The organism is Serratia ureilytica (assembly GCF_017309605.1).
Taxonomy (GTDB): Bacteria; Pseudomonadota; Gammaproteobacteria; order Enterobacterales; family Enterobacteriaceae; genus Serratia; species Serratia ureilytica.
Map to the genome: position 1 here is coordinate 2,968,155 of NZ_CP071320.1, position 26,509 is coordinate 2,994,663.

General features: G+C 60.8%; 24 protein-coding genes. 13 read left to right on the forward strand and 11 right to left on the reverse strand.

Annotation, left to right across the window (positions count from 1 at the left end; all coding sequences use genetic code 11):
- The first annotated feature begins 13 nt into the window (after nucleotides 1-13).
- Both J0X03_RS13865 and mfd read left to right on the forward strand, forming a co-directional pair.
- Nucleotides 14-274 (forward strand): hypothetical protein, encoded by a 261-nt coding sequence (locus J0X03_RS13865; RefSeq protein ID WP_046686897.1) that lies wholly within the window; start codon nucleotides 14-16, stop codon nucleotides 272-274.
- A 10-nt stretch (nucleotides 275-284) separates the two neighbouring features.
- The gene (gene mfd / locus J0X03_RS13870; protein ID WP_197806137.1) at nucleotides 285-3,758 is read left to right on the forward strand and encodes a transcription-repair coupling factor; all 3,474 of its coding nucleotides are present in this window, start codon (nucleotides 285-287) and stop codon (nucleotides 3,756-3,758) included.
- 34 nt (nucleotides 3,759-3,792) lie between these two features.
- On the opposite strand, the gene J0X03_RS13875 is transcribed toward mfd, so the two are convergent.
- Nucleotides 3,793-4,893, reverse strand: a complete 1,101-nt coding sequence (locus tag J0X03_RS13875) for a GGDEF domain-containing protein (RefSeq protein WP_160204193.1) — start codon at nucleotides 4,891-4,893, stop codon at nucleotides 3,793-3,795.
- A gap of 198 nt (nucleotides 4,894-5,091) precedes the next feature.
- On the opposite strand from J0X03_RS13875, the gene J0X03_RS13880 reads away from it, so the two are divergent.
- Together J0X03_RS13880 and dauA are read left to right on the forward strand one after the other, a co-directional pair.
- Nucleotides 5,092-5,577 carry a heme-degrading domain-containing protein gene (locus J0X03_RS13880; protein ID WP_025302499.1) on the forward strand — a complete coding sequence of 162 codons (486 nt, stop codon included), beginning with the start codon at nucleotides 5,092-5,094 and terminating at the stop codon, nucleotides 5,575-5,577.
- Nucleotides 5,578-5,809: 232 nt separating this feature from the next.
- Nucleotides 5,810-7,498, forward strand: coding sequence for a C4-dicarboxylic acid transporter DauA (dauA, locus tag J0X03_RS13885; protein ID WP_160204192.1), 1,689 nt, complete (start codon nucleotides 5,810-5,812; stop codon nucleotides 7,496-7,498).
- A 46-nt stretch (nucleotides 7,499-7,544) separates the two neighbouring features.
- Here dauA and kdsA read toward each other — a convergent pair whose 3' ends face one another.
- The 6 genes from kdsA to hemA are packed head-to-tail and all read right to left on the reverse strand — an operon-like array spanning nucleotide 7,545 to nucleotide 12,919.
- On the reverse strand, nucleotides 7,545-8,399 hold the full coding sequence (gene kdsA / locus J0X03_RS13890) for a 3-deoxy-8-phosphooctulonate synthase (protein ID WP_004941087.1): 855 nt from the start codon (nucleotides 8,397-8,399) through the stop codon (nucleotides 7,545-7,547).
- A 58-nt stretch (nucleotides 8,400-8,457) separates the two neighbouring features.
- A complete protein-coding gene (sirB1, locus tag J0X03_RS13895) occupies nucleotides 8,458-9,267 on the reverse strand; it encodes an invasion regulator SirB1 (protein ID WP_033642759.1) in 810 nt (269 codons plus the stop codon).
- Complete coding sequence (locus J0X03_RS13900) at nucleotides 9,264-9,662, reverse strand: SirB2 family protein (protein WP_033642758.1); 399 nt, start codon at nucleotides 9,660-9,662, stop codon at nucleotides 9,264-9,266. Before J0X03_RS13900 ends, sirB1 begins: the two co-directional genes overlap by 4 nt.
- A 44-nt stretch (nucleotides 9,663-9,706) precedes the next feature.
- A complete protein-coding gene (gene prmC, locus J0X03_RS13905) occupies nucleotides 9,707-10,540 on the reverse strand; it encodes a peptide chain release factor N(5)-glutamine methyltransferase (protein WP_122016919.1) in 834 nt (277 codons plus the stop codon).
- Nucleotides 10,540-11,625 carry a peptide chain release factor 1 gene (gene prfA / locus J0X03_RS13910; RefSeq protein WP_103101226.1) on the reverse strand — a complete coding sequence of 362 codons (1,086 nt, stop codon included), beginning with the start codon at nucleotides 11,623-11,625 and terminating at the stop codon, nucleotides 10,540-10,542. The genes prmC and prfA overlap by 1 nt, the downstream gene beginning before the upstream one ends.
- A 31-nt stretch (nucleotides 11,626-11,656) precedes the next feature.
- Nucleotides 11,657-12,919 carry a glutamyl-tRNA reductase gene (gene hemA, locus J0X03_RS13915; RefSeq protein ID WP_019454778.1) on the reverse strand — a complete coding sequence of 421 codons (1,263 nt, stop codon included), beginning with the start codon at nucleotides 12,917-12,919 and terminating at the stop codon, nucleotides 11,657-11,659.
- A gap of 468 nt (nucleotides 12,920-13,387) precedes the next feature.
- Here hemA and lolB point away from each other — a divergent pair, with 468 nt between their 5' ends.
- The 3 genes from lolB (at nucleotide 13,388) to prs (ending at nucleotide 15,996) form a co-directional block, all read left to right on the forward strand.
- Entirely contained in the window at nucleotides 13,388-14,011 is a 624-nt protein-coding gene (gene lolB / locus J0X03_RS13920; protein WP_025302493.1) for a lipoprotein insertase outer membrane protein LolB, read from the forward strand.
- Complete coding sequence (ispE, locus tag J0X03_RS13925; protein ID WP_089196949.1) at nucleotides 14,008-14,874, forward strand: 4-(cytidine 5'-diphospho)-2-C-methyl-D-erythritol kinase; 867 nt, start codon at nucleotides 14,008-14,010, stop codon at nucleotides 14,872-14,874. Before lolB ends, ispE begins: the two co-directional genes overlap by 4 nt.
- 174 nt (nucleotides 14,875-15,048) lie before the next feature.
- Nucleotides 15,049-15,996, forward strand: a complete 948-nt coding sequence (prs, locus tag J0X03_RS13930; protein WP_004941061.1) for a ribose-phosphate diphosphokinase — start codon at nucleotides 15,049-15,051, stop codon at nucleotides 15,994-15,996.
- Nucleotides 15,997-16,181: 185 nt separating this feature from the next.
- Here prs and ychH read toward each other — a convergent pair whose 3' ends face one another.
- Entirely contained in the window at nucleotides 16,182-16,460 is a 279-nt protein-coding gene (gene ychH / locus J0X03_RS13935; protein ID WP_033642754.1) for a stress-induced protein YchH, read from the reverse strand.
- 301 nt (nucleotides 16,461-16,761) lie between these two features.
- On the opposite strand from ychH, the gene pth reads away from it, so the two are divergent.
- A complete protein-coding gene (gene pth, locus J0X03_RS13940) occupies nucleotides 16,762-17,352 on the forward strand; it encodes an aminoacyl-tRNA hydrolase (protein WP_021504829.1) in 591 nt (196 codons plus the stop codon).
- A gap of 37 nt (nucleotides 17,353-17,389) precedes the next feature.
- Here pth and J0X03_RS13945 read toward each other — a convergent pair whose 3' ends face one another.
- Nucleotides 17,390-18,919 (reverse strand): SulP family inorganic anion transporter, encoded by a 1,530-nt coding sequence (locus tag J0X03_RS13945; protein WP_160204191.1) that lies wholly within the window; start codon nucleotides 18,917-18,919, stop codon nucleotides 17,390-17,392.
- A 334-nt stretch (nucleotides 18,920-19,253) separates the two neighbouring features.
- Between J0X03_RS13945 and ychF the strand changes: the two genes are divergently transcribed.
- Nucleotides 19,254-20,345: a redox-regulated ATPase YchF gene (gene ychF / locus J0X03_RS13950; protein WP_025302489.1), complete on the forward strand. Its 1,092-nt coding sequence runs from the start codon at nucleotides 19,254-19,256 to the stop codon at nucleotides 20,343-20,345.
- Nucleotides 20,346-20,433: 88 nt separating this feature from the next.
- Here ychF and J0X03_RS13955 read toward each other — a convergent pair whose 3' ends face one another.
- On the reverse strand, nucleotides 20,434-20,868 hold the full coding sequence (locus J0X03_RS13955) for a tautomerase family protein (RefSeq protein WP_096242151.1): 435 nt from the start codon (nucleotides 20,866-20,868) through the stop codon (nucleotides 20,434-20,436).
- Nucleotides 20,869-21,034: 166 nt separating this feature from the next.
- Between J0X03_RS13955 and J0X03_RS13960 the strand changes: the two genes are divergently transcribed.
- Nucleotides 21,035-21,535 carry a winged helix-turn-helix transcriptional regulator gene (locus J0X03_RS13960; RefSeq protein ID WP_069100075.1) on the forward strand — a complete coding sequence of 167 codons (501 nt, stop codon included), beginning with the start codon at nucleotides 21,035-21,037 and terminating at the stop codon, nucleotides 21,533-21,535.
- Nucleotide 21,536: 1 nt separating this feature from the next.
- Here J0X03_RS13960 and J0X03_RS13965 read toward each other — a convergent pair whose 3' ends face one another.
- The gene (locus tag J0X03_RS13965) at nucleotides 21,537-22,220 is read right to left on the reverse strand and encodes a helix-turn-helix transcriptional regulator (RefSeq protein WP_230358650.1); all 684 of its coding nucleotides are present in this window, start codon (nucleotides 22,218-22,220) and stop codon (nucleotides 21,537-21,539) included.
- 375 nt (nucleotides 22,221-22,595) lie between these two features.
- Between J0X03_RS13965 and J0X03_RS13970 the strand changes: the two genes are divergently transcribed.
- From J0X03_RS13970 to J0X03_RS13980, 3 genes are read left to right on the forward strand one after another with little or no spacing between them, the layout of a single operon-like run.
- On the forward strand, nucleotides 22,596-23,129 hold the full coding sequence (locus J0X03_RS13970; protein WP_015377562.1) for a fimbrial protein: 534 nt from the start codon (nucleotides 22,596-22,598) through the stop codon (nucleotides 23,127-23,129).
- A 59-nt stretch (nucleotides 23,130-23,188) separates the two neighbouring features.
- Complete coding sequence (locus J0X03_RS13975; protein ID WP_230358651.1) at nucleotides 23,189-23,941, forward strand: fimbrial biogenesis chaperone; 753 nt, start codon at nucleotides 23,189-23,191, stop codon at nucleotides 23,939-23,941.
- Nucleotides 23,942-23,961: 20 nt separating this feature from the next.
- Nucleotides 23,962-26,496: a fimbria/pilus outer membrane usher protein gene (locus J0X03_RS13980; protein WP_102984821.1), complete on the forward strand. Its 2,535-nt coding sequence runs from the start codon at nucleotides 23,962-23,964 to the stop codon at nucleotides 26,494-26,496.
- Nucleotides 26,497-26,509: the final 13 nt, after the last annotated feature.

The following is a 26,509-nucleotide window of genomic DNA, read 5'->3' on the forward strand; positions in this document are numbered from 1 at the left end:
AAGCAAAGTGATCATGGATAATAAAGGCTCTCCCTCGTTTAGGGAACACCCGAGGGCCTTTTATTGCGTAGCGGCGAAGAGGGAGACGGCGGCAGCTTCGCGCGTTATTTATCCTCAGCCGCAAAAAACAGACGGCATTAACCGGTTAAATAACCGGCAGAAAATTGATGGGCAGCGCTTTTTGCTGTGTCAGTTTGCCGGCCGCTGGGCTACTATAAACAGCATAAAGGCGCTGGGTTATCCGTGCCGGGACGCCATCCAACACATTGATTAAAGATACCTGAATGAGCACTTCCGATAGCCGTAACCGTTCTTCATCCCCTCGTTATTCTCTGCCCGATCGCGCGGGCGATCTGCGCCAACTGGGGCAACTGACCGGCGCGGCCTGTGCCGTGGAGTGCGCCGAGATCGTCGAACGCCATCCTGGCCCAGTGATGCTGATCGCGCCGGACATGCAAAACGCCCTGCGGCTGCGCGACGAGATCCAGCAGTTCACCGATCAGATGGTGACCACCCTGTCCGACTGGGAAACCCTGCCGTACGACAGCTTCTCGCCGCACCAGGAAATCATCTCCGACCGTTTGTCGAGCCTGTATCACCTGCCGACCATGGCGCGCGGCGTGATCATTCTGCCGGTCAATACCCTGATGCAACGCGTCTGCCCGCACGAATTCCTGCACGGCCATGCGCTGGTGATGAAAAAAGGCCAGCGCCTGTCGCGCGACAAACTGCGCGCGCAGCTGGAACAGGCCGGCTACCGCAGCGTCGATCAGGTGATGGAGCACGGCGAATTCGCCACCCGCGGCGCGCTGCTCGACCTGTATCCAATGGGCAGCGATGAGCCTTACCGCATCGACTTCTTCGATGACGAGATAGACAGCCTGCGCATCTTCGACGTCGACACCCAGCGCACGCTGAGCGAAGTCGAGGCCATCAATCTGTTGCCGGCCCACGAGTTCCCTACCGACAAAAACGCCATCGAGCTGTTCCGCAGCCAGTGGCGCGAGCAGTTTGAGGTGCGTCGCGACGCCGAGCACATCTATCAGCAGGTCAGCAAAAGCGCCTGGCCCGCCGGCATCGAATACTGGCAGCCGCTGTTCTTCAGCCAGCCGCTGCCGTCGCTGTTCAGCTACCTGCCGGCCAATACGCTGATCGTCAACACCGGCGATCTGGAGGGCGCCGCCGAGCGCTTTTGGCAGGACGTCAACCAGCGTTACGAAAGCCGCCGCGTCGATCCGATGCGCCCGCTGCTGGCGCCGGATACGCTGTGGCTGCGCGTTGACGCGCTGTTCGGCGAGCTGAAAGCCTGGCCGCGCATCGCGCTGAAAACCGATGAGCTGCCGGCCAAAGCCGGCAATACCAATCTGGATTACCATGCCCTGCCCGATCTGGCGGTGCAGGCGCAGCATAAATCCCCGCTGGATAATCTGCGCCGCTTTATTGAAAGTTTTGACGGCAGCGTTATCTTCTCCGTCGAGAGCGAGGGGCGGCGTGAAACGCTGCAGGATCTGCTCGGCCGCATCAAGCTGGCGCCTGCCTTGATCCAACGACTCGATCAGGCGGAAACCGCGGGCCGTTACATGATGGTCGGCGCCGCCGAACACGGCTTCCTCGACGGCCTGCGTCGGCGGGCGCTGATCTGCGAAAGCGATCTGCTCGGCGAGCGTGTCAGCCGTCGCCGGCAGGACAACCGGCGCACCATCAACACCGATACCCTGATCCGCAACCTGGCGGAGCTGCATCCCGGCCAGCCGGTGGTGCACTTGGAGCACGGTGTGGGCCGCTATGTCGGCCTGACCACGCTGGAGGCCGGCGGCATCAAGGCCGAATACCTGATCCTCTCCTACGCCGGTGAAGACAAACTGTACGTGCCGGTGTCATCGCTGCACCTGATCAGCCGCTACGCCGGCGGCGCGGACGAAAACGCTCCGCTGCACAAACTGGGCGGCGACGCTTGGACCCGCGCGCGGCAGAAAGCCGCCGAGCGGGTGCGCGACGTGGCGGCCGAGCTGCTGGATATTTACGCCCAGCGCGCCGCCAAGGCCGGTTTCGCCTTCAAACACAACCGCGAGCAGTACCAGCTGTTCTGCCAGAGCTTCCCGTTCGAAACCACGCCGGATCAGGAACAGGCGATCAACGCGGTGCTGAGCGACATGTGCCAGCCGCTGGCGATGGATCGCCTGGTGTGCGGCGACGTCGGCTTCGGCAAAACCGAAGTGGCGATGCGCGCCGCCTTCCTGGCGGTGGAAAACGGCAAGCAGGTGGCGGTGCTGGTGCCGACGACGCTGCTGGCGCAGCAGCACTTCGACAACTTCCGCGATCGCTTCGCCACCTGGCCGATCCGCATCGAGATGATGTCGCGCTTCCGCAGCGCCAAAGAGCAGCAACAGGTGCTGGACGACGCGGCCGAAGGCAAAGTGGACATCATCATCGGCACCCACAAACTGCTGCAGAGCGATCTGCGCTGGAAGGATTTGGGGCTGCTGATCGTCGATGAAGAGCACCGCTTTGGCGTGCGCCACAAGGAGCGCATCAAGGCGATGCGCGCCGACGTCGATATCCTGACGCTGACCGCCACGCCGATCCCGCGGACGTTGAACATGGCGATGAGCGGCATGCGCGATCTGTCTATCATTGCCACCCCACCGGCGCGCCGGCTGGCGGTGAAGACCTTCGTGCGCGAATACGACAGCCTGGTGGTGCGCGAGGCGATCCTGCGCGAAGTGCTGCGCGGCGGCCAGGTTTACTACCTTTACAACGACGTGGAAAACATCGAGAAAGCGGCGCAGCGTCTGGCTGAGCTGGTGCCGGAAGCGCGCATCGCCATCGGCCACGGCCAGATGCGCGAACGCGATCTGGAACGGGTGATGAACGATTTCCACCACCAGCGCTTCAACGTGCTGGTGTGCACCACCATCATCGAAACCGGCATCGATATCCCCAGCGCCAACACTATCATCATCGAGCGCGCCGATCGCTTCGGCCTGGCGCAGCTGCACCAGCTGCGCGGCCGCGTCGGGCGTTCGCACCATCAGGCTTACGCCTATCTGCTGACGCCAAACCCCAAAGCCATGGGCACCGACGCCCATAAACGGCTCGAGGCCATCGCGTCGCTGGAAGATCTCGGCGCCGGGTTCGCGCTGGCGACTCACGATCTGGAGATCCGCGGCGCCGGTGAGCTGCTGGGTGAAGACCAGAGCGGCCAGATGACCACCGTCGGTTTCTCGCTCTATATGGAACTGCTGGAAAGCGCCGTCGACGCGTTGAAAAACGGTCGCGAGCCGTCGTTGGAAGATCTCACCAGCAGCCAAACCGAGGTGGAGCTACGCATGCCGGCCCTGCTGCCGGAAGACTTCATTCCCGACGTCAATACCCGCCTGTCACTGTATAAGCGCATCGCCAGCGCGAAGAACGACGGTGAGCTTGACGAGTTGAAGGTCGAGCTGATCGACCGCTTCGGCCAGCTGCCGGATGCGGCGCGCAACCTGTTGCAATGCGCGGCGCTGCGCCTGCATGCGCAGAAGCTGGGGATCAAACGCATCGAGAGCAACGAGCGCGGCGGCTTTATCGAGTTCGGCGACAACAACCGCGTCGACCCGGGTTATCTGATCGGCCTGTTGCAGGGCAATCCGCAGGTTTACCGCCTGGACGGCCCGAGCAAGCTGAAGTTCACGCTCGATCTGGCCGATCGCCAGAAACGCCTGACGTTCACCGAAGAGCTGCTGGACGCCTTCCGCGAACACACGCTGGCGGCCTGAACCAACGCTTCCCGCCTGCACGGCGGGAGGCGGCTTATTCGCGCGGAAAACCGGCCCCCAGCGGCGCCAGCTGCATCACGCGGCTGGTCACCACCCGGTTTTTGCCGCTGCGCTTCGCCTCATACAACGCTTCGTCGGTCATGGCGATCGCCTTGTCCAGCATCATGCCAGGCAGATACAGCGACACGCCGATGGACATTGTGATGTGCGCTTCGTCGTGCGCATTCAGCAAGAACGTCGAGCTTTCCACCGCGCTGCGAATGCGCTCGGCCACCCCGCCGATCACCTGCGGATCGTAGCTGGCGGTGATCACCATAAACTCCTCGCCACCGTAGCGCCCGACGAAGTCCTCGTTACGCACGCTGTTTTGCAGCAGCCGACCGACGCTGGCCAGCAGCACGTCGCCGGCCGGATGACCGTAGGTATCATTGATGCTTTTGAAATTATCCAAATCGAGGATCATCAACCCGCACGGGCGGCGCTCGGCACGCTGCAGCATCAGCTGATAATCGACGCTGGCGCGGTTGTTGATGTGGGTCAGGCTATCGGTCGTGGCGCGCGCGCGCATCGCGAAATAGGCGTAGATGTGGCGCTCTTTGAAATTCAGCGCATGATAGCAAATCGCCAGACAGAGCGCCGAAGCCGCCTGGTACAGCAACACATCCGGCCACAGCCCGCTCAAGTCCACCAACAACCACACCACAACGATGCGATACAGCGCGATGACGCCGATCGTCAGGTAAAACACCCGATGGGATTTCTTCAGCCACACCCGCGACAGCAGCAGCGGCGCGACAATCGAGGCGATGAACAGGTTATCGACGGTGAAGCCACCGGTCAGTGCCATAGCGAACAGAAAGCTCACCAGCCCGCTGACGCCGCCGCCGAAGAACGTCACCAAAATCATCGGGATCATCGCAAAGCTGTAGTGAACCTTATCGGTCAGCTCCAGGCGGTCCTGGCTTAAGTACAGCGCCGCCACGCCGGCCAGCAGGCCGAAAACGATGCGCTTCCACCGTGCGGATTGATAAGAAAAAGGGGCATTCTTGCTGAGCAGGAAATAGCTTATCGACAGCGTGGCGTAGGTGATGCAGGCGTCGCTGTAAAGGGTGGAAATGGACGCAATGTAAGTCATAAATAGTCAGCGCGCTCCTCGGGATCGCCAGGGGTAATGTAAAGACGTTGAATAACGCATCCCTGTCGTCTCCGCTTCGGCGGCGGCCATTTTACACAGTCTATTAATAGAGTAGCAGTTCTATCTTATCGCCAAGCCGTCTATCTCACGATGCTCGCTTCAGGCTACTCTGTCCTTTGTATATCGGGGGAGAAACGCATGAATATCGACGATGAACTGCAGGCGCTCAGCGAACAGGAAGCGACGCTGGCCTTTACCCATTTTGACGCCACCACCGCCTGGGAGCTGGGCGCGGCGCTGAAAACCGCCGCCGAGCGACGCGGCCTGAGCATCGCCATCGAAATCCAACTGGCCGGGCAGACGCTGTTTTATTACGCCATGCCGGGCGCCACGCCGGACATCGCCGACTGGGTGCGGCGCAAGCGCAATCTGGTAAACCATTTTCACAAAAGCTCTTACGCCATCGGCCTGCGTCTGCAGCAGCGGCAAACGTCGCTGGAGGAACGTTACGGGCTGAGCGTACGCGACTATTCGGTGCACGGCGGCGCCTTCCCGCTCACCCTGACCGGCCTCGGCTGCGTCGGCAGCATCAGCATTTCCGGCGCGCCGCAGAAGGAAGATCACCAGCTGTTGGTAAGCACTTTAGCCCACTTTCTCGGCTTATCCCTACCCGCTCTGCACTAACCGCCAAAACCTTGATTATTCCTTTCTTTTTCAGCCGCAGAATCTGCGGCTTACTTACCTGTTAACGGCATTTAGCGCCGGATAAAACGGCGACTCTCTGATTTCCTGCGCCAAATTGATACAGGTCTGGTAATCCGCTGAGCAAAAGGCGTATGGTATCTGTCACGTGACAAGACGGACCTCATCGGGCCCGCCATTCCTTTCACTTTTGAAGATTTGGTACGCACCGTAGATGAAAACCCATGAAATAAACAAAATTCGCCCCTTCAGCGCGCTGATAGACGCCTGCTGGCGGGAACCTTATAGCCTGGCGCGGTTGCTGAAAGACGCCATCGCCGGGGTGACGGTCGGCATTATCGCCATTCCGCTGGCGATGGCGCTGGCGATCGCCAGCGGCGTGCCGCCGCAGTACGGCCTGTATACCGCCGCCATCGCCGGCATCGTCATCGCCGTCAGCGGCGGTTCGCGCTACAGCGTCTCCGGCCCCACCGCCGCCTTCGTGGTGATCCTCTATCCGGTCTCGCAGCAGTTCGGCCTGGCCGGCCTGCTGGTCGCCACGTTGATCTCCGGGGTATTTCTGCTGCTGATGGGGCTGGCGCGCTTTGGCCGGCTGATCGAGTACATTCCGCTGCCGGTGACGCTCGGTTTTACCTCCGGTATCGCCATCACCATCGCCACCATGCAGATTAAGGACTTTTTCGGTTTGCAGCTGGCGCACACGCCGGAAAACTACGTCGGCAAGCTGTACGCCCTGCTGCAGGCGCTACCGACGTTGGATCTCGGCGATACCCTGATCGGCGCGGTGACGCTCTTGATCCTGATCTTCTGGCCCAAACTCGGCCTGCGCGTACCCGGCCACCTGCCGGCGCTGCTGGCAGGCACTGCGCTGATGGGGCTGCTGACGCTGTTTGACCACCCGGTGGCGACCATCGGCTCTCGTTTCAGCTACCTGCTGGCCGACGGCAGCAGCGGCCAGGGCATCCCGCCTATCTTGCCGCAGCTGCTGCTGCCCTGGGATCTGCCGGGCGGCGGCGGGCAGCCGTTCACCCTGAGTTGGCAAACCATCTCCGCCCTGCTGCCGGCGGCGTTTTCAATGGCGATGCTCGGCGCGATCGAATCGCTGCTGTGCGCCGTGGTGCTCGACGGCATGACCGGCAAGAAGCATAACTCGAACAGCGAACTGATCGGCCAGGGCGCGGGCAACATCATCGCGCCGTTCTTCGGCGGCATCACCGCGACCGCCGCGATTGCCCGTTCGGCCGCCAACGTGCGCGCCGGCGCCACCTCGCCGGTATCCGCCATCATCCACGCGCTGCTGGTGCTGCTGGCGCTGCTGGTCCTGGCGCCGTGGCTCTCTTATCTGCCGCTGGCGGCGATGGCGGCGCTGCTGTTGATGGTCGCCTGGAACATGAGTGAGGCCCACAAGGTGGTTTACCTGCTGCGCCGGGCGCCGAAGGACGATATTTTGGTGCTGCTGCTGTGCATGTCGCTGACGGTGCTGTTCGACATGGTGATCGCCATTACCGTGGGCATCGTGCTGGCGTCGCTGCTGTTTATGCGCCGCATCGCCCGCATGACGCGGCTAAGCGAACTGAGCGCCGATGACGGCCGCCTGGTGCTGCGAGTGAATGGCCCGCTGTTCTTCGCCGCCGCCGAGCGCATCTTTACCGAACTGCTGACGCGCAGCGAAAGTTATCGCACGATCGTGCTGCAATGGGATGCGGTGCCGGTGCTCGACGCCGGCGGTCTGAGCGCCCTGCGACGCTTTATCGACGTGTTGCCGGCGGATAAAAAGCTGGTGATCACCGACGTGCCGTTCCAGCCGCTGAAAACCCTGGCGCGTGCGCGGGTGCAGCCGATCGAGGGCCGCTTGCAGTTCTACCCGACGCTGCCGGAAGCGCTGGCGGCTACCGGCGCCTAAACGTAAAAAAGCCCGACGAGTCGGGCTTTTTTTTGGCGATGAGCGCTTAGTTGCTGGTATCCAGCTCCGGGAAGCTCTTCACCAGGTCGTCGATGGCTTTCATCTGCGCCAGGAACGGCTCCAGCTTGTCCAGCGGCAGCGCGGACGGGCCGTCGCACTTGGCGTTGTTCGGATCCGGGTGCGCTTCGAGGAACAGCCCTGCCAGGCCAACCGCCATGCCGGCGCGCGCCAGCTCGGCCACCTGAGCGCGACGGCCGCCGGACGCGGCGCCGAACGGATCGCGGGTCTGCAGCGCGTGGGTCACGTCGAAGATTACCGGATGGCCGCCGGTCACGTTCTTCATCACGTTGATGCCCAGCATGTCGACCACCAGGTTGTCATAACCAAAGTTGCTGCCGCGATCGCACAGGATCACCTGGTCGTTGCCGCCTTCTTTGAATTTGTCGACGATGTTGCCCATCTGCCCCGGGCTGACGAACTGCGGCTTCTTGACGTTGATTACCGCGCCGGTTTTCGCCATCGCTTCCACCAGATCGGTCTGACGCGCCAGGAAGGCCGGCAGTTGGATCACGTCAACCACTTCGGAAACCGGCTGCGCCTGCGCCGCTTCGTGAACGTCGGTGATGATTTTCACGCCGAAGGTTTTCTTCAGCTCTTCGAAGATCTTCATCCCTTCTTCCAGGCCCGGACCGCGGTACGAGTGGATGGAAGAACGGTTGGCTTTGTCGAAAGAGGCTTTGAAAACGTAAGGAATGCCCAGTTTTTGCGTCACGGTAACGTAGTGCTCGCAGATGCTCATCGCCAGATCGCGCGATTCCAGCACGTTCATACCGCCAAACAGCACAAACGGCAGATCGTTTGCTACGTCGATATCGCCAATGCTAACCACTTTCTGTTTCATGCTTTCGCCTTTGTTAAGGTTGTAACCGTCGCCTTGCAAACTGCACGGAGTCATTGAATTAATGCAGCGTCACCTGTTTCGGCTCAATCGAGTGGATCTGTACTTTGATCACTTCGCTGACCGGGTCTTCAGGACACTGCTCGACAAAATAGTTGAGATCGGAAATCGCGATATGGTTGCACTCCAGCTGGGCGTAAATCAGCCCACGGTCGCGGATCTCGTACGGATCTTCCGGATCGAAGCACAGCACCGTTTCGCTGGTGCGCAGCGCCATTTCCAGCTGTTTTTCTTCCATCAGGGCGGCCTTCAGCGTATCCAGCATCTTGCGCACCACCATGATGTTCTCGGATTCGTCGAGATCGTCGTCTTCCAGCTCGGCGCCCAGCCCCAGGTTGCCCTTGATCCACACTTCCAGCTGGTGTTCGCTCAGGGTTTCGCCGTTCAGCGGGTTGATCAGCCACAGCTCTTCATCCAGCCAATCGGCGCGCAGGATCAGCTGAGTGGGAAAAATCACCGGCAGCAGCGGCAAATCCAGCGCGTTGGCGATATGCAGGAAGATGGTGCCGAGCGAAACCGGCGTGCCCTGCCGCCCCTCCAGCACCTTATCCAGCCAGATGGCGTCCGACAGGCGATAGACGCCGCTGGCGCCGCCGAATCCCCAGGTTTTGTAGAACAGTTCGATGAGCGCATCCAGTTGCTGCTCCTGTGTGATGTCGGCCGGCACCGCCGCGCGCGCTTCGTCCACCAGCTGTTGCAGCTTGCGCTCCACGTCGGCGGCGGGGAAATCACGCCTTACCGACTGCGACACCAGGATCACCCCTTCGCTCAGCGGCGAGGTGTTAAATTCAAAATCAGCAATGCTACTCATAGGTATCCCATCAGAAACGGTATTTTCGTCGTGGCAAGTTTAATTATCAGATACAGACAGCCCAACGCCAGCACGAACGCCACGGTTCGCAGCCGCTGACTTTTGGTCTTCTTGCCCAATGCGACGTAGCCAAGCAGGATATAGATAATAACGCCAAACAGCTTCTCGGTCAGCCATGAGTCCATACCCAGCAGCGGATAAAACCCGAACGTCACCACCAGCGCGATGCCGCTGACGAACAGCAGCGTATCGTTCAGGTGCGGCGCTATCTTGACCCAGCGGCGGCCCACGATCGGCGAGCGGCGCCACTGCCAGTAAAAACGCAGCACAAACAAGGTAATACTGATGGCGACCGTCAGCAAATGGAAATGTTTCAACGCGGTGTATGCAGTCATGATGCTCCCTTAGATGGCCCGGACATCGTTATTATGAGGGGCGCTTATCCCGGCCATTGGCCGAGCGTCACGCGGTCGTTGTCGCCGTAATCACGGTGGGTGGCGACAGCGGAAAATCCGGCGGCCTGCAGCAGCGCGCGCACGCTCTCGCCCTGCTGCCAACCATGTTCCAACAGCAGCCAGCCCTGCGGCTGCAAATAATGAGGCGCCTGGCGCACGATGTCGGCCAGATCCGCCAACCCATGATCGGCGGCGACCAGCGCGCTGCCGGGCTCGAAGCGCACGTCGCCCTGCGACAAATGCGGATCGGCGGCGTCGATATAGGGCGGATTGCTGGCGATCAGCGCAAAGCGTTGCCCCGCCACCGGCGCAAACCAGCTGCCCTGTAAAAACCGGACGTTGTCGATCTTCAGCTTGTGCGCATTGTGCTGCGCCAGCGCAACCGCGTCCGGCTGCACATCGACGCCGATTGCCGAACAATCCGGGCGCTCGCTGGCCAGCGCCAGCGCGATGGCGCCGGTGCCGGTGCCGAGATCGAGGAAGTGGCAGGGTTGCGGCGGCAGGCGCGCCAGCGCCAGTTCCACCAAGCATTCGGTATCCGGGCGTGGGATCAGCGTCGCGGGCGAAACCGACAGCGGCAGCGACCAAAACTCGCGCTCGCCCACCAGATAGGCCACCGGTTCACCGCGTTCGCGGCGCGCCAGCAGCGTCTCCAGCTGCTGTTGCTGCGGCGGCGTCAGCGTGGTTTCGCCGAACGCCATCAGGAAGGTTCTGGCCTTGCCGGTCACGAAACCCAACAGAATTTCCGCGTCACGCCGGGCGCTGTCGCTGTGGGTCAAACGCGCGGCGGCGGTTTTCAGCCAGTGTTGATAGTCCATCACTCTTGCTCGGCGGACAGCGCAGCCAGCTGATCGGCCTGATACTCCTGCACGATCGGCTGGATCAGCATGTCCAGTTTGCCTTCCATCACTTCGTCCAGGCGGTAAAGCGTCAGGTTGATGCGGTGGTCGGTCACCCGCCCCTGCGGGAAGTTGTAGGTGCGGTTGCGATCGGAACGATCGCCGCTGCCAAGCAGGTTGCGGCGAGTGGACGCCTCGGCCTGCTGGCGCTTGGCCATCTCGGCGGCGCGAATGCGCGCGCCCAGCACCGACATCGCCTTGGCTTTGTTTTTGTGCTGTGAACGTTCGTCCTGACACTCCACCACGATGCCGGTCGGCAGGTGGGTAATGCGGATCGCCGAGTCGGTGGTGTTAACGTGCTGGCCGCCGGCGCCGGAAGAGCGGAAGGTGTCGATTTTCAGATCGCCCGGGTTGATGTCCGGCAGCTCGGCTTCCGGCACTTCCGGCATCACCGCCACGGTGCAGGCGGAGGTGTGGATGCGCCCCTGGGATTCGGTTTCCGGCACGCGCTGCACGCGATGGCCGCCGGATTCAAACTTCAGCTGGCCGTACACGCCGTCGCCGGAAACTTTGGCGATCACTTCTTTGAAGCCGCCGTGCTCGCCTTCGTTGGCGCTCATCACCTCGACGCGCCAGCGGCGGCCTTCGGCGTAACGGCTGTACATGCGGAACAGATCGCCGGCGAAGATCGCCGCCTCATCGCCGCCGGTGCCGGCGCGCACTTCGAGGAAGCAGCTGCGCTCATCGTCCGGATCTTTCGGCAGCAACAACACCTGCAGTTGCTGTTCCAGCTCTTCGCTGGTCGCCCGCGCCTGTTTCAGCTCTTCCTGCGCCATCTCGCGCATTTCCGGATCGTCCAGCATCATTTCCGCCGTCTCCAGATCCTCCTGCACCTGACGCCATTCCAGGAAGCAGCGGCTGACGTCGGTCAGCTGCGCGTATTCTCGCGACAGCGCGCGGAACCGGTCTTGCTCGGCGATGACGCCGGCATCGCCGAGCAGCGCCTGCACTTCTTCATGGCGCTCTTGTAACGCTTCCAGTTTGGCAACAATAGAAGGCTTCATGCGTGGTAATAAACCCTGTTAATAGAGAAAACTAATGCTGATCCAGCCCGAGGCTGTCGCGTAATAACTGCAACCGCTCCACGTCGCCGTCGCCGGCGGCCTGCTGGAGGGATTTGGTAGGGGCATGAATAAGACGGTTGGTCAGTTTATGGGCCAGCTCGTGAATAACCTGCTCCACGTTGGCGCCCTGCGCGATGGCGGCCAGCGCTTTGGCCTCCATCTCTGCGCGAATTTGGTCGGCCTGCGAACGGTAGTCGCGGATGGTTTCCACCGCGCCCTGCGAGCGCAGCCAGGCCATAAAGTTGGTGCTTTCCTGCTGCACGATCGACTCCGCCTGCACCGCCGCCGCTTTGCGCTGCGCCAGGTTGCTTTGAATGATGGCGTGCAGATCGTCCACGCTGTACAAATAGGCGTTGGCCAGTTTGCCGACCTCCGGCTCGATATCGCGCGGTACGGCGATATCCACCAGCAGCATCGGCTGGTTGCGGCGCGCCTTCAGCGCGCGCTCCACCATCCCCTTGCCGATGATCGGCAGCGGGCTGGCGGTGGAACTGATGATAATGTCGGCGTCCGCCAGGCGTTCGTCGATCTCCGGCAGGGTGATCACTTCCGCACCCACCTCGTCCGCCAGCAGCTGCGCGCGCTCGCGGGTGCGGTTGGCGATGATCATGTGCCGCACTTTGTGTTCGCGCAGGTGGCGCGCCACCAGCTCGATGGTTTCACCGGCGCCCACCAGCAAGACGTTGAGATCGGCCAGCGATTCGAAGATCTGCCGCGCCAGCGTACAGGCGGCGAAAGCCACGGAGACCGCGCTGGCGCCGATTTCGGTTTCGGTGCGCACGCGCTTGGCGACGGAGAAGGATTTCTGGAACAGCCGCTCCAGCTCGCCGGACAGCGACTGGCCGCGTTGCGACTCGGCGAAGGCCTTTTTCACCTGGCCGAGGATCTGCGGTTCGCCCAGCACCAGAGAGTCCAACCCGCTGGCCACCCGCATCAGATGGCTGACCGCGTCGTTGCCCTGATGCCAGTACAGGCTTTTCTTCACCTCTTCCGGGCGCAGGTTGTGATACGCGCACAGCCAGGCGACCAGCTGCTCGTGCATGTGTTCCTGTTGCTCTACGCTGAGGTACAGCTCGGTGCGGTTGCAGGTGGACAACACGACGCCGCCCTGCACCAACGGTTGTTGGAGCAAGCTGGTTAGCGCCTCATCGATGGACTCTGGCGAGAAGGTCACCCTTTCACGCAGAGAAACCGGAGCGGTTTTGTGATTTATACCTAACGCCAGCAGGGTCATTGCTTCGAGTAATACTTATCTTGGTACGGGTTCTCGTTGAACGGCATTCTACTTGATGCGCGGGATCAATAAAAGTAACAACCGCATCTTCCGTTCAATCGCTGTCATAGATGACATCAATTAATGAATAAGCAATAAATACAGCAGGATAAATAGTCATAGGGCAGGTTAATTGCTTAAATTTTAGCGCAGTTTGCGATAACGCGCACGCTATTCGGCGTACGCAGCGGCGGCGTTTGCGCAACTCCGACACCGCTTATCGGGCGCGCCTCCCCCGCCTTCAGCCGATTGTGTTAATCTTAATGGCGACCCCGACGCGCGCGCCGGGTTGGCATTGCGCCGGCAAAAGCGGCAAGATTCAACGCGATGCAGCAAAAAATTGACGCGTCGCCGCCGCCCCGTTAGCGTGAGCGCTGAATCCGGATTTCGTCGCGCATGCCCGCAAGGACAAAAGGACAAGAGAAAGTTATGCCAATACGCAAAGTTAGTTTGCTCCGTCTGATCCCGCTGGCCAGCCTGGTGCTGGCCGCCTGTACCACCACCAAGCCGACCGGCCCGGCCACCAGCCCAACCTCACCGCAGTGGCGCGCCCATGAGCAGGCGGTGCAACAGCTCAGCACCTATCAGACCCGCGGCTCCTTCGCCTACTTGTCTGATCAGAAAAAAGTCTACGCCCGCTTCTTTTGGCAGCAGTTCTCGCCGGAGCGCTACCGCCTGCTGCTGACCAACCCGCTGGGCAGCACGGAAATGGATCTCAACGTGCAGAAAAACGTGGTGCAGCTGACCGACAACCAGGGCAAACGCTACGTCAGCGACAACCCGGAAGAGATGATCCGCAAGCTGACCGGCATGGCGATCCCGCTGAACAACCTGCGCCAGTGGATGCTCGGCCTGCCGGGCGAAGCCAGCGATTTTGCGCTGGATGACCAATATCGTCTGAGCAAACTGACCTACCAGCAAGGCGGCCAGACCTGGAAAGTGGATTACCAGGGCTACAGCAACGAGGTGCAGCCGACGCTGCCGAACCGCCTGGAGCTGCAGCAGGGCGACCAGCGCATCAAGCTGAAGATGGATAACTGGACGCTCAAATGATCCGCCAGTGGCCCTCCCCCGCGAAACTCAACCTGTTTCTGTACATCACCGGCCGTCGTGAAGACGGCTATCACCTGCTGCAGACGCTGTTCCAGTTTTTGGACTACGGCGACACCCTGACCATCGACCCACGCCAGGACGACCGCATTCACCTGCTGACGCCGGTCGAGGGCGTGCCGGACGAGCAGAACCTGATCGTGCGCGCCGCCCGCCTGCTGCAACGCTATTGCAATGAACGCGGCCTGCAGACCGCGCCGCGTGGCGCCGACATCAGCATCGACAAACGCCTGCCGATGGGCGGCGGTTTGGGCGGCGGTTCCTCCAACGCCGCCACCGTGCTGGTGGCGCTGAACGAATTGTGGCGCTGCGGTCTTGGCGACGACCAACTGGCAGAGCTGGGGCTCAGCCTCGGCGCCGACGTGCCGGTGTTCGTGCGCGGCCACGCCGCCTTCGCCGAAGGCATCGGCGAGCGCCTGCAGCCGGCCGAGCCGCAGGAAAAATGGTATCTGGTGGCGCATCCCGGCGTCGGCATCCCGACGCCGGTTATCTTCGGCGACGCCGAATTGAAAAGAAACACCCCGGTTCGCTCCTTAAGTGAGCTGTTGCAGGCGCCGTACGCAAATGATTGCGAACCGATCGCAAGAAAACGTTTTCGCGAGGTTGAACAGCTTCTTTCATGGCTGTTAGAATACGCCCCGTCACGCCTGACTGGCACAGGTGCTTGTGTGTTTGCTGAATTCGACACAGAAATCGCCGCCCGTCAGGTGTTAAATCAAGCCCCGGAGTGGTTGTGTGGTTTTGTAGCGCGCGGCGTTAACGTCTCCCCACTACATCGCATCCGTTCCGGGCGGTTTGAGTCGTAGCTCAACGTTTCGCTGCGCAGGGTCATGCACACCTGGCCCTGTTATCCCTGCGCTGCCTGCGGTCTCAATTTTAGTTTTACATACCCGTATGTATATTGCGCCGGCGTCGCCGACTGCCCCTTGGCGATGTCGCATGACAATATCTTCTCTGGACGCAAGCCTGAGGTTCTTCTCGTGCCTGATATGAAGCTTTTTGCTGGTAACGCCACCCCGGAACTAGCACAACGTATTGCCAACCGTTTGTACACCAGCCTTGGTGACGCCGCTGTAGGTCGTTTTAGCGACGGCGAAGTGAGCGTGCAAATCAACGAAAATGTACGCGGCGGTGATATTTTCATCATCCAGTCCACCTGTGCCCCGACCAACGACAACCTGATGGAACTGGTTGTGATGGTCGACGCCCTGCGTCGCGCCTCCGCAGGTCGTATTACCGCCGTTATCCCTTACTTCGGCTATGCCCGCCAGGATCGCCGCGTGCGTTCCGCGCGTGTGCCAATCACCGCCAAGGTTGTCGCCGATTTCCTCTCCAGCGTAGGGGTTGACCGCGTTCTGACGGTGGATCTGCATGCTGAGCAGATTCAAGGCTTCTTCGACGTACCGGTAGACAACGTGTTCGGCAGCCCGATCCTGCTGGAAGACATGCTGCAGCAAAATCTGGAAAACCCGATCGTGGTTTCTCCGGATATCGGCGGCGTGGTGCGTGCCCGCGCTATCGCCAAACTGCTGAACGACACCGACATGGCCATCATCGACAAACGTCGCCCGCGCGCGAACGTTTCTCAGGTGATGCACATCATCGGTGACGTGGCAGGCCGCGATTGCGTGCTGGTCGACGACATGATCGACACCGGCGGCACCTTGTGTAAAGCGGCTGAAGCGTTGAAAGAACGCGGTGCCAAGCGCGTATTCGCCTACGCGACGCACCCGATCTTCTCCGGCAACGCCGTGGACAACATCAAGAACTCGGTGATTGATGAAGTGATCGTCTGCGACACCATTCCGCTGTCGCCGGAAATCAAGGCACTGAAAAACGTTCGCACTCTGACCCTGTCCGGCATGCTGGCTGAAGCCATCCGCCGCATCAGCAACGAAGAGTCGATCTCTGCGATGTTCGAGCATTGATTCGTCGTCTTTCCGGTGCGGCGCCCACTGCGCCGGAAAGATAGCGAGCCCGACAGCAGAAAAAGAAAAACCCGTTGGTGCGCGAGCAACAACGGGTTTTCTACTTGTAGTCCGACATGACCTCAAACCTTAATGCACGGCAGATGTTCCCTTGCCCCGCTCTTGCTTCCCTTCTGCTTTTTTAATCAATGCGACGAACGATGTTGATCGTTGCGGCACCGTTTATCAAAGTGTTTTACCCACCAGTAGCGATCCGCTACCTGCTCGCGGCCGCCGATACGCGCGCCCACCAGCCACAACAGCGCGCCGACGAAGATGCTCATGATGGCGCCGTGGGCGAAAAATTGCGGTAAATTGAACTGCGATACTTCAGCAAGAATGGAGTATCCGACGCCGCCGATCATCACGACCAGGCCCAGCCCCATAAAAAAGTTGCCCATTCTGTCCGCGTTTCTACGTTTCATATGCCACCTCCATGATTGCCATGTGCCAACCGGGATAACGCTGCAACTTGTTAACCCACTTTGATAAGTTAAGTATAGCCCTTGCTGCGGCAAGGGGATTGCGGAGGCGATCACAAATGGTAAAGAATTATTGACACTTCTTAACACACGGCTGAAAATTAGCGGACAAATTGAATTATTCAGCTAATGAATCATTCGTCTTTGTTACCTGCGACGACGGCGGAGATCGGATTTTGTCATTCGCCGCCCCGACAGGTAGACTAAGGCCCTTTCCATTACCCTGATCATAGCGAATCTCCCAGTGAGCAGTATTAAATTGATAGTCGGCCTGGCCAACCCGGGCGCGGAATACGCCCAGACGCGCCACAACGCCGGCGCCTGGTACGTCGATCTGCTGGCCCAGCGCCACAATCAGCAGTTGAAAGAAGAGAGCAAGTTCTTCGGCTACACCGCCCGCTTGAACCTGGCGGGCAACGACGTGCGCCTGCTGGTGCCGACCACCTTCATGAACCTGAGCGGCAAAGCGGTGCTGGCGATGGCCAACTTCTACCGCATCGAACCAAGCGAGATCCTGGTGGCGCACGACGAACTGGATCTGCCGCCCGGCGTGGCCAAAATCAAGCTCGGCGGTGGCAACGGCGGCCACAACGGCCTGAAGGACATCCAGAACAAGTTCGGCAACAACCCGAACTTCTATCGCCTACGCATCGGCATCGGCCATCCGGGTGACAAGAACAAGGTGGTGGGCTTCGTGCTCGGCAAGCCGCCGGCCAGCGAGCAGAAGATGATTGACGAAGCGATCGACGAGTCGCTGCGCTGCACCGAGATGCTGATGAAGGACGGGCTGGAAAAAACCGTTCAGCGCCTGCACAGCTTCAAGGCGCAGGCCTGAACCTTGCCGCAGCGGGCGCCCTGCCCGCTGCCTGCTTTTAGCCGCGCGGGTTGAAGGTTTCCTCTCCCACCCGGCGATCTTCGGCAGTGAAGCCCTCTTCCGCCACGTAATACTGCGGATCGTCCAGCTCATGGCTGCAGAACGGCCCGGCGCGCTTGAGCAAGCGCACGCAGTCACCGCTCAGGTGGCGCAGGCGGATGCTTTTTCCCGCCGCCAGATAACGCGCCGTCAGCTTATCGATCGCCTCTACGCCGCTGGAATCCATCACCCGGGTGCCGGCAAAATCCAGCACCACATTCTGCGGATCGCTCTGCGGATCGAACAACTCGGCGAAAGCGGCGGCGGAGCCGAAGAACAGCGGGCCATCCAGTTGATACACCGCCACGTCGCCCGCCACCTGCCGCTGGCGCACGCGGATGCGCGCCTGCTGCCAGGCGAACACAAGCGCCGAGACAATCACCCCGCTGATCACCGCCACCGCCAGATCGGTAAAGATGGTGATCAGCGTGACGATGATCATTACCAGCGCATCGGCTTTCGGCATGCGGCGCAAACGGCGCAGCGAGCTCCACTCGAAGGTGTTGTAACACACCACCAGCATCACCCCCGCCAGCGCCGCCACCGGCAACAGGCCGATATAGCGCGACAGGCTGACCACAAACAGAATCAACAGAATGGCGCCCACCGTGCCGGAAATGCGCCCGCGCCCCCCCGAGGTGAAGTTGATGATCGACTGACCGATCATCGCACAGCCGGCGAAGCAGCCGAACAGGCCGCACACCGCGTTACCGGCGCCCTGCGCGATGCTTTCGCGGTTGCCGTTGCCCTTCTTGCCGCCCATTTCATCCAGCACCGTCATGGTCAGCAGCGATTCAATCAAACCGACCAGGGCGATCACCACCGCATAGGGCAGCACCACCCGCACCATCTCCAGGGTAAACGGCGCCGTCGGCAGACTGAAGTGCGGCAGCGCGCCGGAAATGTCCGCCAGATCGCCCACCCGCAACGTATGCAGATTGAGGCCGATCGCCAACGCCGAAACCACCAGCAGCGCCGCCAGCGAAGACGGAATGGCTTTGGTCAGGCGCGGGAACAGCACCACCACCGCAATCGCCAGCGCCACCAGGCCGTACATCAGCGGCCCCTGCCCGGCGATCATCTTCAGCTGCGCCAGCATGATGACGATCGCCAGGCCATTGACGAAGCCGTGGATCGCCGGCAGCGGCACCAGACGAATGAACTTGCCCAGCCGGAAGGCGCCGATCAGGATTTGGATCCCCCCGGCAAACAGCGTGGCCCACAGCACGTAACCCATGCCGTACTGCGCCGCCAGGCTCATCAGCACCACCACAATGGAACCTGCGGCGCCGGAAACCATGCCCGGCTTGCCGCCGAACAGCGCCGTGACCAGGCCGATAATAAACGCGGTATGCAAACCGACGATCGGCGAAAGACCGGCGACCAGCGAAAAGCCGACCGCCTCGGGGATCATCGAAACCGCCACCACAAAGCCCGCCAGGACTTCATTTTTAACGTCCGCGATCCTGACGTTACTCAGGTTAAACATGCATTATTCACTTATGACAGATGACATCATCTCCCCGCGTAGCGGGTATGGGGTACCGCAAGGCGCGGCAGACTGCAGGCGGGCACAGCTCAGGGTGGCGTAGGCAAGAAATACATCCGGCGCGTTTCCTGTCGGTTAATCGGAACGGCCAGTATGGGTAAATGTGATCCAAATCTCAATCAAAAACCGGTCGCCCGCACGGCACTCGCCCCGGCCAAGCAAGTCTGATCGAGATAAACGCCCATTACGTGTATAATGGCGGCATTATTTTGCCCTTTATGCAGCCGGTTAAACCTAACCAGCTGATAGTTAAGATATTTAAGGTGATTACAACATGGGATTCAAATGCGGTATCGTCGGCCTGCCTAACGTAGGCAAATCCACCCTGTTCAACGCGTTGACCAAAGCGGGCATTGAAGCAGCCAACTTCCCGTTCTGCACCATTGAACCGAACACCGGTGTGGTGCCGATGCCCGATCCGCGTCTGGATAAGCTGGCCGAGATCGTCAAGCCGCAACGCATTCTGCCGACCACCATGGAATTCGTCGACATCGCCGGCCTGGTGAAAGGCGCGTCCAAGGGTGAAGGCCTGGGCAACCAGTTCCTGACCAACATCCGTGAAACCGAAGCCATCGGCCACGTAGTGCGCTGCTTTGAAAACGACAACATCATCCACGTCAACAACAAGGTCGATCCGGCCGAAGACATCGACGTGATCAACACCGAGCTGGCGCTGTCCGACCTGGACACCTGCGAGCGCGCTATCCACCGCGTGCAAAAGAAAGCCAAAGGCGGCGACAAAGACGCCAAGGCCGAGCTGGCGGCGCTGGAGAAATGCCTGCCGCACCTGGAAAACGCCGGCATGCTGCGCGCACTGGATCTGACCGATGAAGACAAGGCGGCGATCAAATACCTGAGCTTCCTGACGCTGAAGCCGACCATGTACATCGCCAACGTCAACGAAGACGGCTTCGAGAACAACCCGTACCTGGACACCGTGCGTAAAATCGCCGACGCCGAAGGCTCCGTGGTGGTTGCCGTGTGCGCCGCCGTGGAATCCGACATCGCCGAGCTGGAAGACGAAGAGCGCGACGAGTTCATGGCCGAACTGGGCCTGGAAGAGCCGGGCCTGAACCGCGTGATCCGCGCCGGTTATGAACTGCTGAACCTGCAAACCTACTTCACCGCCGGCGTGAAAGAAGTGCGCGCCTGGACCATCCCGGTGGGCGCCACCGCCCCGCAGGCGGCCGGCAAGATCCACACCGACTTCGAGAAAGGCTTTATCCGCGCCCAAACCATCTCCTATGACGACTTCATCACCTACAAAGGTGAGCAAGGCGCCAAAGAAGCCGGCAAAATGCGCTCCGAAGGTAAAGACTACATCGTCAAAGACGGCGACGTAATGAACTTCTTGTTCAACGTCTAAGCCTCTCTCCGCAGCGCTTTTCTCCGCTGCCGGAAACGGAAAAATCCACGCTTCGGCGTGGATTTTTTTGTCCTGAGTATCCCCAGTCTCACCCTATTTCCCCCTCCCACGCCGAAGGCCGGTTCTCCTTGCGCCACCTCTCCCCCGCCGCCGTCCCCGGCGCCGGCGGTTTCAATCCGTCTATCGTCCACAGCGAGAACGGCGTTTCGTCGACGTGCAATTCCCAGCGCAACCCGCGGGCGGCGATGTAGGGGTGCAGGATGCGGGTGCAGGCCGCCAGGAATTGCTGCTGCTCTGCGTCGTTGTCCATGGCGCGCGCGATATGGTCGATGGTCACCCGCACGAAATCATCGGCCGGTTCGCCGCCGAGATAGGCCGAACCTGGCGGCAGCGCGTGGAAGAACACGTTGACGTAAAAGCGCGGCAAAAAGTCCTGATACAGGGCAGTGACCTTCTGCGCAATCGCGCGTTTATCGGCGGTGCTGAAGGCCGGCTCAGGGTGGTAAATCTGCCACAGTGGCATAACGTTTTCTCCTCGGTGAAGGCGCGGGTTTCGGGCCGGCGTTCAGGCCATCAGCCGCTGTTAATGATAAACTCCAATAATAAGAGTAATAACTCCAATTATTGAAGTTATCAAGCCGAGGCGATAACATTCTCGGCAATCAGGCGGCAAGCGGAGGTAAAGCAACGTGAAAGCAAAAGGGTTTGAAGGCATGACGTGCTCGGTGGCGCACGTGCTGTCGGCATTGGGCGATCGCTGGGGCGCTATTCTCATGCGCGATCTGCTGCTGGGGCTCTCGCGCTATGACGATCTGCGCCACTCGACCGGCATCACCAACAATACGCTGGCCGACCGGCTCAAGGCCCTGGAAAGCCACGGCCTTATCGAAAAGCGGCAATACCAAACGCGCCCCGCTCGTTATGAGTATCTGCCGACGGAGAAAGGAAAAGATCTCGGGCTGCTGGTGATGGCGATGATTCAGATTGGCGACAAATGGAATCTGTCCGAGCTGGCCGGGCCGCCGCTGCGCGTGGTTGACCGCGTAACCGGCCACCCTGCCACCCTGCGCGCGGTGGATGCCGTGACCGGCGAATCGCTGCCGGCGCAAAACCTCGCGCTGGCGGCCGGGCCGGGCGCCGACGAAATGACGCAATGGCGGCTGGCCGTCGGCCAAGCCCGTTCGTTGTGATCTACAGCAGCGCAATCATCTTCAGCAATTCCACCCGATTGCGGATGCCGAACTTCTTGCCTGCATTGTTGAGGTGCGAATAAACGGTTTTCGGGTGCAAATTCAGCCGCCGCGCGGTCAGGCGGATATCTTCCGTACGGGCCGTTTCACACAGCACCGCCGCCTCACCGGGCGTGATCGCCGCCGCCCGATGCCTGTTCAGCGCGCGCCGTTCGCCCGCCTTTTCCCGGCGGCTCAGCGCCGCGCAGGTCTCCCGCACCACCTGCAACGCTTCCCGTTTGTGCAAAATCGCATCCGGCTGCGCCGCCGCGATAAACGCCAGGATCAGCGGCGAAGTCTTATCGACGAAGAACAGTATCCGGACGCCTTCATATTCAGCACGTGAGGCGTGAATAAATCGCAAATACGCTTCGAACCGATAAATTTCATGGGGAAAATCCATGATAATTAAATCAGGCGCAGGGCTTATATTTTTAATAATATTAATATTAGGCGAGGATAAGGTTATCACTCCTTCTCCCAATAATGTTTTCATCCCCAAACGGCACAGCGGTGAACCATCGATATAAATCACTCTCACTTTAATTCTCCTTATCAGCATGGACGCATGCTTCCACACCTCAGGCGGCTTGTCGCTGCTCTTTTTTGGGGTAATTCGCCTGCAAAGCAAACCGATATAAAACATCTTGATAACATGTTTTTCAAATAATCACGCAACCGTCAGCACGTTGATTAATACGCAAAAAAGGCATGAATGTTTCAAATTATTTCAATCACAAAAACTGGCGATCCAATAAAATCGCAACGTAATGATATAGATCTATTTTCTATTTTGTATGATATAAGCACAAATGAAAAAAAATGTAACAGCAGGCCTTCTCGTCTTATTGCCTTATTCAAAACACCTATAGGGAAAATTCTTAGTTTGTTAGGATGAAAATCCATGTTTGCCGACGCGTTTAAAAAACAATTGCGCAACATGATTAACCCACAACCGCACGTCAGTAATTTATTACTGTCAGGAAAGCTTTTCTCTAAAGTAAATTAAAGGGCATTTCACATGAATGTTAAATTAGTCGCATTATCCATGCTGGCTCTCTCCGGCGCCTGTGCGGCCGCTTCGTCCAATACGGTGCAATTTAAAGGCGAAGTCAGCACGCAAACCTGCTCGGTGAATATTAACGGCAACCAATCCAACCCGGTCGTTCTGCTGCCGACCGTCGCCGCCAGCAAACTCGCCACCAAAGGCGCCACCGCCGGCGACACCACCTTCACCGTCAACGTGACCGGCTGTGCGGCCGCAACCAGCGATACGGCGATCAAAACCGTGCTGGCGGGCAACAACCCAACCACCAACGGCAACCTGGGCAACGCGGGCGATGCGGCCAAAGTGTCCATTCAACTGCTGGACAGCGACGCCACCACGCCGCTGTCGTTCGCCAGCGGTTCGACCGTCACCACGTCGGCGATGACGCTGGCCAAAGACGCCACCTCCACCTCGCAGAACCTGGTGGCCCGCTACTACGCGGAAGACACCGGCGTGGCGGCCGGTTCGGTGATCGCCACCGCACAGTTCGCCATTAGCTACAAATAAGCCGGCGTCAGGCGCCATACCTGTTGATGCCAGCGCCGCCCTTCGCCGGGCGGCGCTGAATGACTCGCTCCCTTTATCGGTTCACGTTTATGCCGCAGATAACCCGCTCCGCCCGCCGATGGGCCGCCCTGTCGCTTTGCCTGATGAGTTTTGTCGCTACCCACGCGTCGGCCAGCGTGACGCTGCTCGGCAACCGCGTGATCTACCCCGCCGAGGCGCGGGAAAAAACGCTGCAGTTCACCAACGACGACGGCACCCCGGCGCTGATGCAGATCTGGCTCGACATCAATAACCCCAAGTCCACGCCGGAAAACGCCGATGCGCCGTTTGTCGCCTCGCCGCAAATCTTCCGCATGAATCCGCACAGCGGGCAGATGGTGCGGCTGTCGTTCGTCGGCCAGCCGCTGCCGCGCGATCGCGAATCGCTGTTCTACCTCAACTTCCTGCAGGTGCCCGCCGTGCGCCAGACGGACAGCGACAAGAACAAACTGCTGCTGGTGGTCACCAATCGCCTGAAAGTGTTCTATCGCCCGGCCGGGCTGGCCGGCGACGCCAACCACGTCATCGATAAGCTCAGCCTGCGCCAGGTCGGCAACGCGCTGCGCGTCGACAACCCGACCGGCTACTACGCCAACGTCAGCCAGGCCGCGATCCTGAGCGGCGCGAAGCGCATCACCATCCCGCAGGCGGATCTGATCCCGCCGTTTTCGCAGGCCAGTTGGCCGGTGAACGGGGAGGTGCGGCAGGTCGCACTGCGCGTCATCAATGACTATGGGGTGGAAATCACACGCACCCTGAACGTCGCGCGCTGAAACCAGACAGGGAGGTTTTCATGTTCGATGTCCGCAAGGCGACGCCGCTGCCTGCGCGCTGGTGTTGCGCGCTGCTGGCGCTGCCGCTGGGCTGCGCCGCCGCCGACGGCTATACCTTCGATCCCGCGCTGCTGCGCGGCAGCGTGCTGAGCAACAGCGCCCTGAGCCAGTTCAACCAGCAGGACGCCGTTGCTCCCGGCAGCTATCAGATCGATCTGTACCTCAACGGCCAGTTTCTCGAGCGCGACCAAATTCGCTTCGTGCGCGCAGGCCAGCAGGTGCTGCCCTGTTTCGATCGGCCGCAGTTGGCGCGCTTCGGGCTGAAAAATCCGCCGGCGGCCGCCGAAGCAGAATGCCTGCTGCCCGGTCGGGATCTCAAGGACATCGCGGTGAACGCGGACATTTCGCGGCTGCGGCTGGATCTGAGCATTCCGCAGGCGCTGTTGAACGGCCAGCCGCGCGGCAGCGTCAATCCCGCCAGCCTGGACAGCGGCGAATCGATGGCCTTCGTCAATTACAACCTCAACCAGTACCACGTCAGCTACCGACAGGGGCAAACCCGCGATCTCGACTCGACCTACGCCAACCTGAATGGCGGGTTCAACCTCGGGCTATGGCGCTACCGCCAGCAGTCCAGCTACCGCTACGATCGGGAGTTCGGCGGCCACCTGGACACCAGCCGCCGCTACGTACAGCGCGCAATTTTGCCCTGGCGCAGCGAAATGCTGTTGGGCGAAGGCTTTACCGACGGGCACTTCTTCTCCGGCCTGGGATTTCGCGGTATTCAGCTCAGTTCGGACGACCGCATGCTGCCGGATTCGCAGCGCGGCTATGCGCCGGTGGTACGCGGCGTGGCGAAAAGCAACGCGCGCGTGACGGTGCTGCAGGGCAAAAGCACGCTGTATGAAACCACCGTCGCGCCGGGGCCGTTCGCCATCAACGATCTGTACGCCACCAACTACGCCGGCGATCTCACCGTGGTGGTGACGGAAGCCGACGGCAGCGTCAGTACCTTCACCGTGCCGTTCGCCGCAGTGCCGGAATCCATCCGCCCCGGCCAGTCGCGCTACTCCGCGATCGTCGGCCGTTCCCGCTACGTCGGCGACAACGATCTGTTCAGCGAAGTGACCTGGCAGCACGGCCTGACCAACGCCCTGACCTTCAACCTCGGCAACCAGCTGGCGGACGGTTATCAGGCGATGATGCTGGGCGGCGTGTACAGCAGCTGGCTGGGCGCCTTCGGCATGGACACCACCTATTCCCACGCCAGCCTGCCGGACGGCGGCGCCTCCGGCTGGATGCTGCACCTCTCTTACAGCCGAACCTTCAGCCCGACGGACACCACCTTATCCATCGCCGGCTACCGCTACTCCACCGAAGGCTTTCGCGATCTCAGCGACGTGCTCGGCGTAAGGCGCGCCGCCACTACCGGCCAAAACTGGCAGTCCGACTCCTACCGCCAGCGTTCGCGCTTCGAGGTCGCCGTCAATCAGGGGATGGGGGCGTTCGGCAGCCTGACGATGTCCGGCTCGACTCAGGACTACCGCGATCAGCGCGGCCGCGACAATCAGCTCCAACTGGGCTGGGGAAAAACCTTCGGCAACGGCGTGGCGCTTAACCTCTCCGTCACCCGCACCCGCAGCCTGGGCTACAGCAACGGCGACTACCGCGGCTACGGGCCGCTGGATAATGTCTACAGCGCGCCGCTGGCGCAGAACGCGCAGACCGTCACCGCCCTGTCGCTGAGCTTCCCGCTCGGCCGTTCGTCATCCGCCCCCAGCGTCTCGCTGTTGGCCAACCACAGCCAGGGCCAGGGTGGCAACTATCAGGCTGCGCTGTCGGGCAGCGTCGGCGACGAACAGCCGGTCAGCTACGGCCTGAACTTCACCACCGACGACGATCGCCAACAAAGCATCTGGGGCGGCAACCTGCAAACCCGTCTGCCTTACGCCAACGTCACCGGCTCGTTCTCCACCGCGCGCCAGTACCGACAAGGCTCCCTGTCGCTGCAGGGGGCGGTGGTGGCGCACCGCGGCGGCGTGACATTAGGGCCGTATGTCGGCGATACCTTCGCCCTGATCGAGGCGCCCGGCGCCAGCGGCGCACGGGTGATGGACGGCCAGGGTGCGCGCGTCGATCGCTTCGGCTACGCCCTGGCACCGTCGCTGGTGCCCTATCACTACAACACCGTCGCGCTGAATCCCGAGGGCATGAACGACAAAGCGGAACTGGAAGACGGCCAGCGGCGCGTCGCTCCTTATGCCGGAGCCACGGTGCGCCTGCACTTCAACACCGTGCGCGGCCAGGCGCTGCTGATCACCGCACAGCGGCCCGATAACGCACCGATCCCGATGGGCGCCAACGTGTTGGACAACGCGGGCAACAGCGTAGGCATGGTCGGCCAGGCCAATCAGGTGTATCTGCGCAGCGACCGGAATGCCGGTGCGCTGACGCTGAACTGGGGCGACGCCCCCGGCCAGCAGTGCACGCTGCATTATCGCCTGCCCGCTGGGGAAGACGGCCCGATTCAACGGCTCAGCGCCCCGTGCCGCTAGCCCGTTAAACTTA

Coding starts and splice junctions, on each gene's coding strand:
- J0X03_RS13865 (WP_046686897.1), top strand. CDS start 14: ATGGATAATAAAGGCTCTCCCTCGTTTAGGGAACACCCGAGGGCCTTT.
- mfd (WP_197806137.1), top strand. CDS start 285: ATGAGCACTTCCGATAGCCGTAACCGTTCTTCATCCCCTCGTTATTCT.
- J0X03_RS13875 (WP_160204193.1), bottom strand. CDS start 4,893: ATGACTTACATTGCGTCCATTTCCACCCTTTACAGCGACGCCTGCATC.
- J0X03_RS13880 (WP_025302499.1), top strand. CDS start 5,092: ATGAATATCGACGATGAACTGCAGGCGCTCAGCGAACAGGAAGCGACG.
- dauA (WP_160204192.1), top strand. CDS start 5,810: ATGAAAACCCATGAAATAAACAAAATTCGCCCCTTCAGCGCGCTGATA.
- kdsA (WP_004941087.1), bottom strand. CDS start 8,399: ATGAAACAGAAAGTGGTTAGCATTGGCGATATCGACGTAGCAAACGAT.
- sirB1 (WP_033642759.1), bottom strand. CDS start 9,267: ATGAGTAGCATTGCTGATTTTGAATTTAACACCTCGCCGCTGAGCGAA.
- J0X03_RS13900 (WP_033642758.1), bottom strand. CDS start 9,662: ATGACTGCATACACCGCGTTGAAACATTTCCATTTGCTGACGGTCGCC.
- prmC (WP_122016919.1), bottom strand. CDS start 10,540: ATGGACTATCAACACTGGCTGAAAACCGCCGCCGCGCGTTTGACCCAC.
- prfA (WP_103101226.1), bottom strand. CDS start 11,625: ATGAAGCCTTCTATTGTTGCCAAACTGGAAGCGTTACAAGAGCGCCAT.
- hemA (WP_019454778.1), bottom strand. CDS start 12,919: ATGACCCTGCTGGCGTTAGGTATAAATCACAAAACCGCTCCGGTTTCT.
- lolB (WP_025302493.1), top strand. CDS start 13,388: ATGCCAATACGCAAAGTTAGTTTGCTCCGTCTGATCCCGCTGGCCAGC.
- ispE (WP_089196949.1), top strand. CDS start 14,008: ATGATCCGCCAGTGGCCCTCCCCCGCGAAACTCAACCTGTTTCTGTAC.
- ychH (WP_033642754.1), bottom strand. CDS start 16,460: ATGAAACGTAGAAACGCGGACAGAATGGGCAACTTTTTTATGGGGCTG.
- J0X03_RS13945 (WP_160204191.1), bottom strand. CDS start 18,919: ATGTTTAACCTGAGTAACGTCAGGATCGCGGACGTTAAAAATGAAGTC.
- ychF (WP_025302489.1), top strand. CDS start 19,254: ATGGGATTCAAATGCGGTATCGTCGGCCTGCCTAACGTAGGCAAATCC.
- J0X03_RS13955 (WP_096242151.1), bottom strand. CDS start 20,868: ATGCCACTGTGGCAGATTTACCACCCTGAGCCGGCCTTCAGCACCGCC.
- J0X03_RS13965 (WP_230358650.1), bottom strand. CDS start 22,220: ATGTTTTATATCGGTTTGCTTTGCAGGCGAATTACCCCAAAAAAGAGC.
- J0X03_RS13970 (WP_015377562.1), top strand. CDS start 22,596: ATGAATGTTAAATTAGTCGCATTATCCATGCTGGCTCTCTCCGGCGCC.
- J0X03_RS13975 (WP_230358651.1), top strand. CDS start 23,189: ATGACTCGCTCCCTTTATCGGTTCACGTTTATGCCGCAGATAACCCGC.
- J0X03_RS13980 (WP_102984821.1), top strand. CDS start 23,962: ATGTTCGATGTCCGCAAGGCGACGCCGCTGCCTGCGCGCTGGTGTTGC.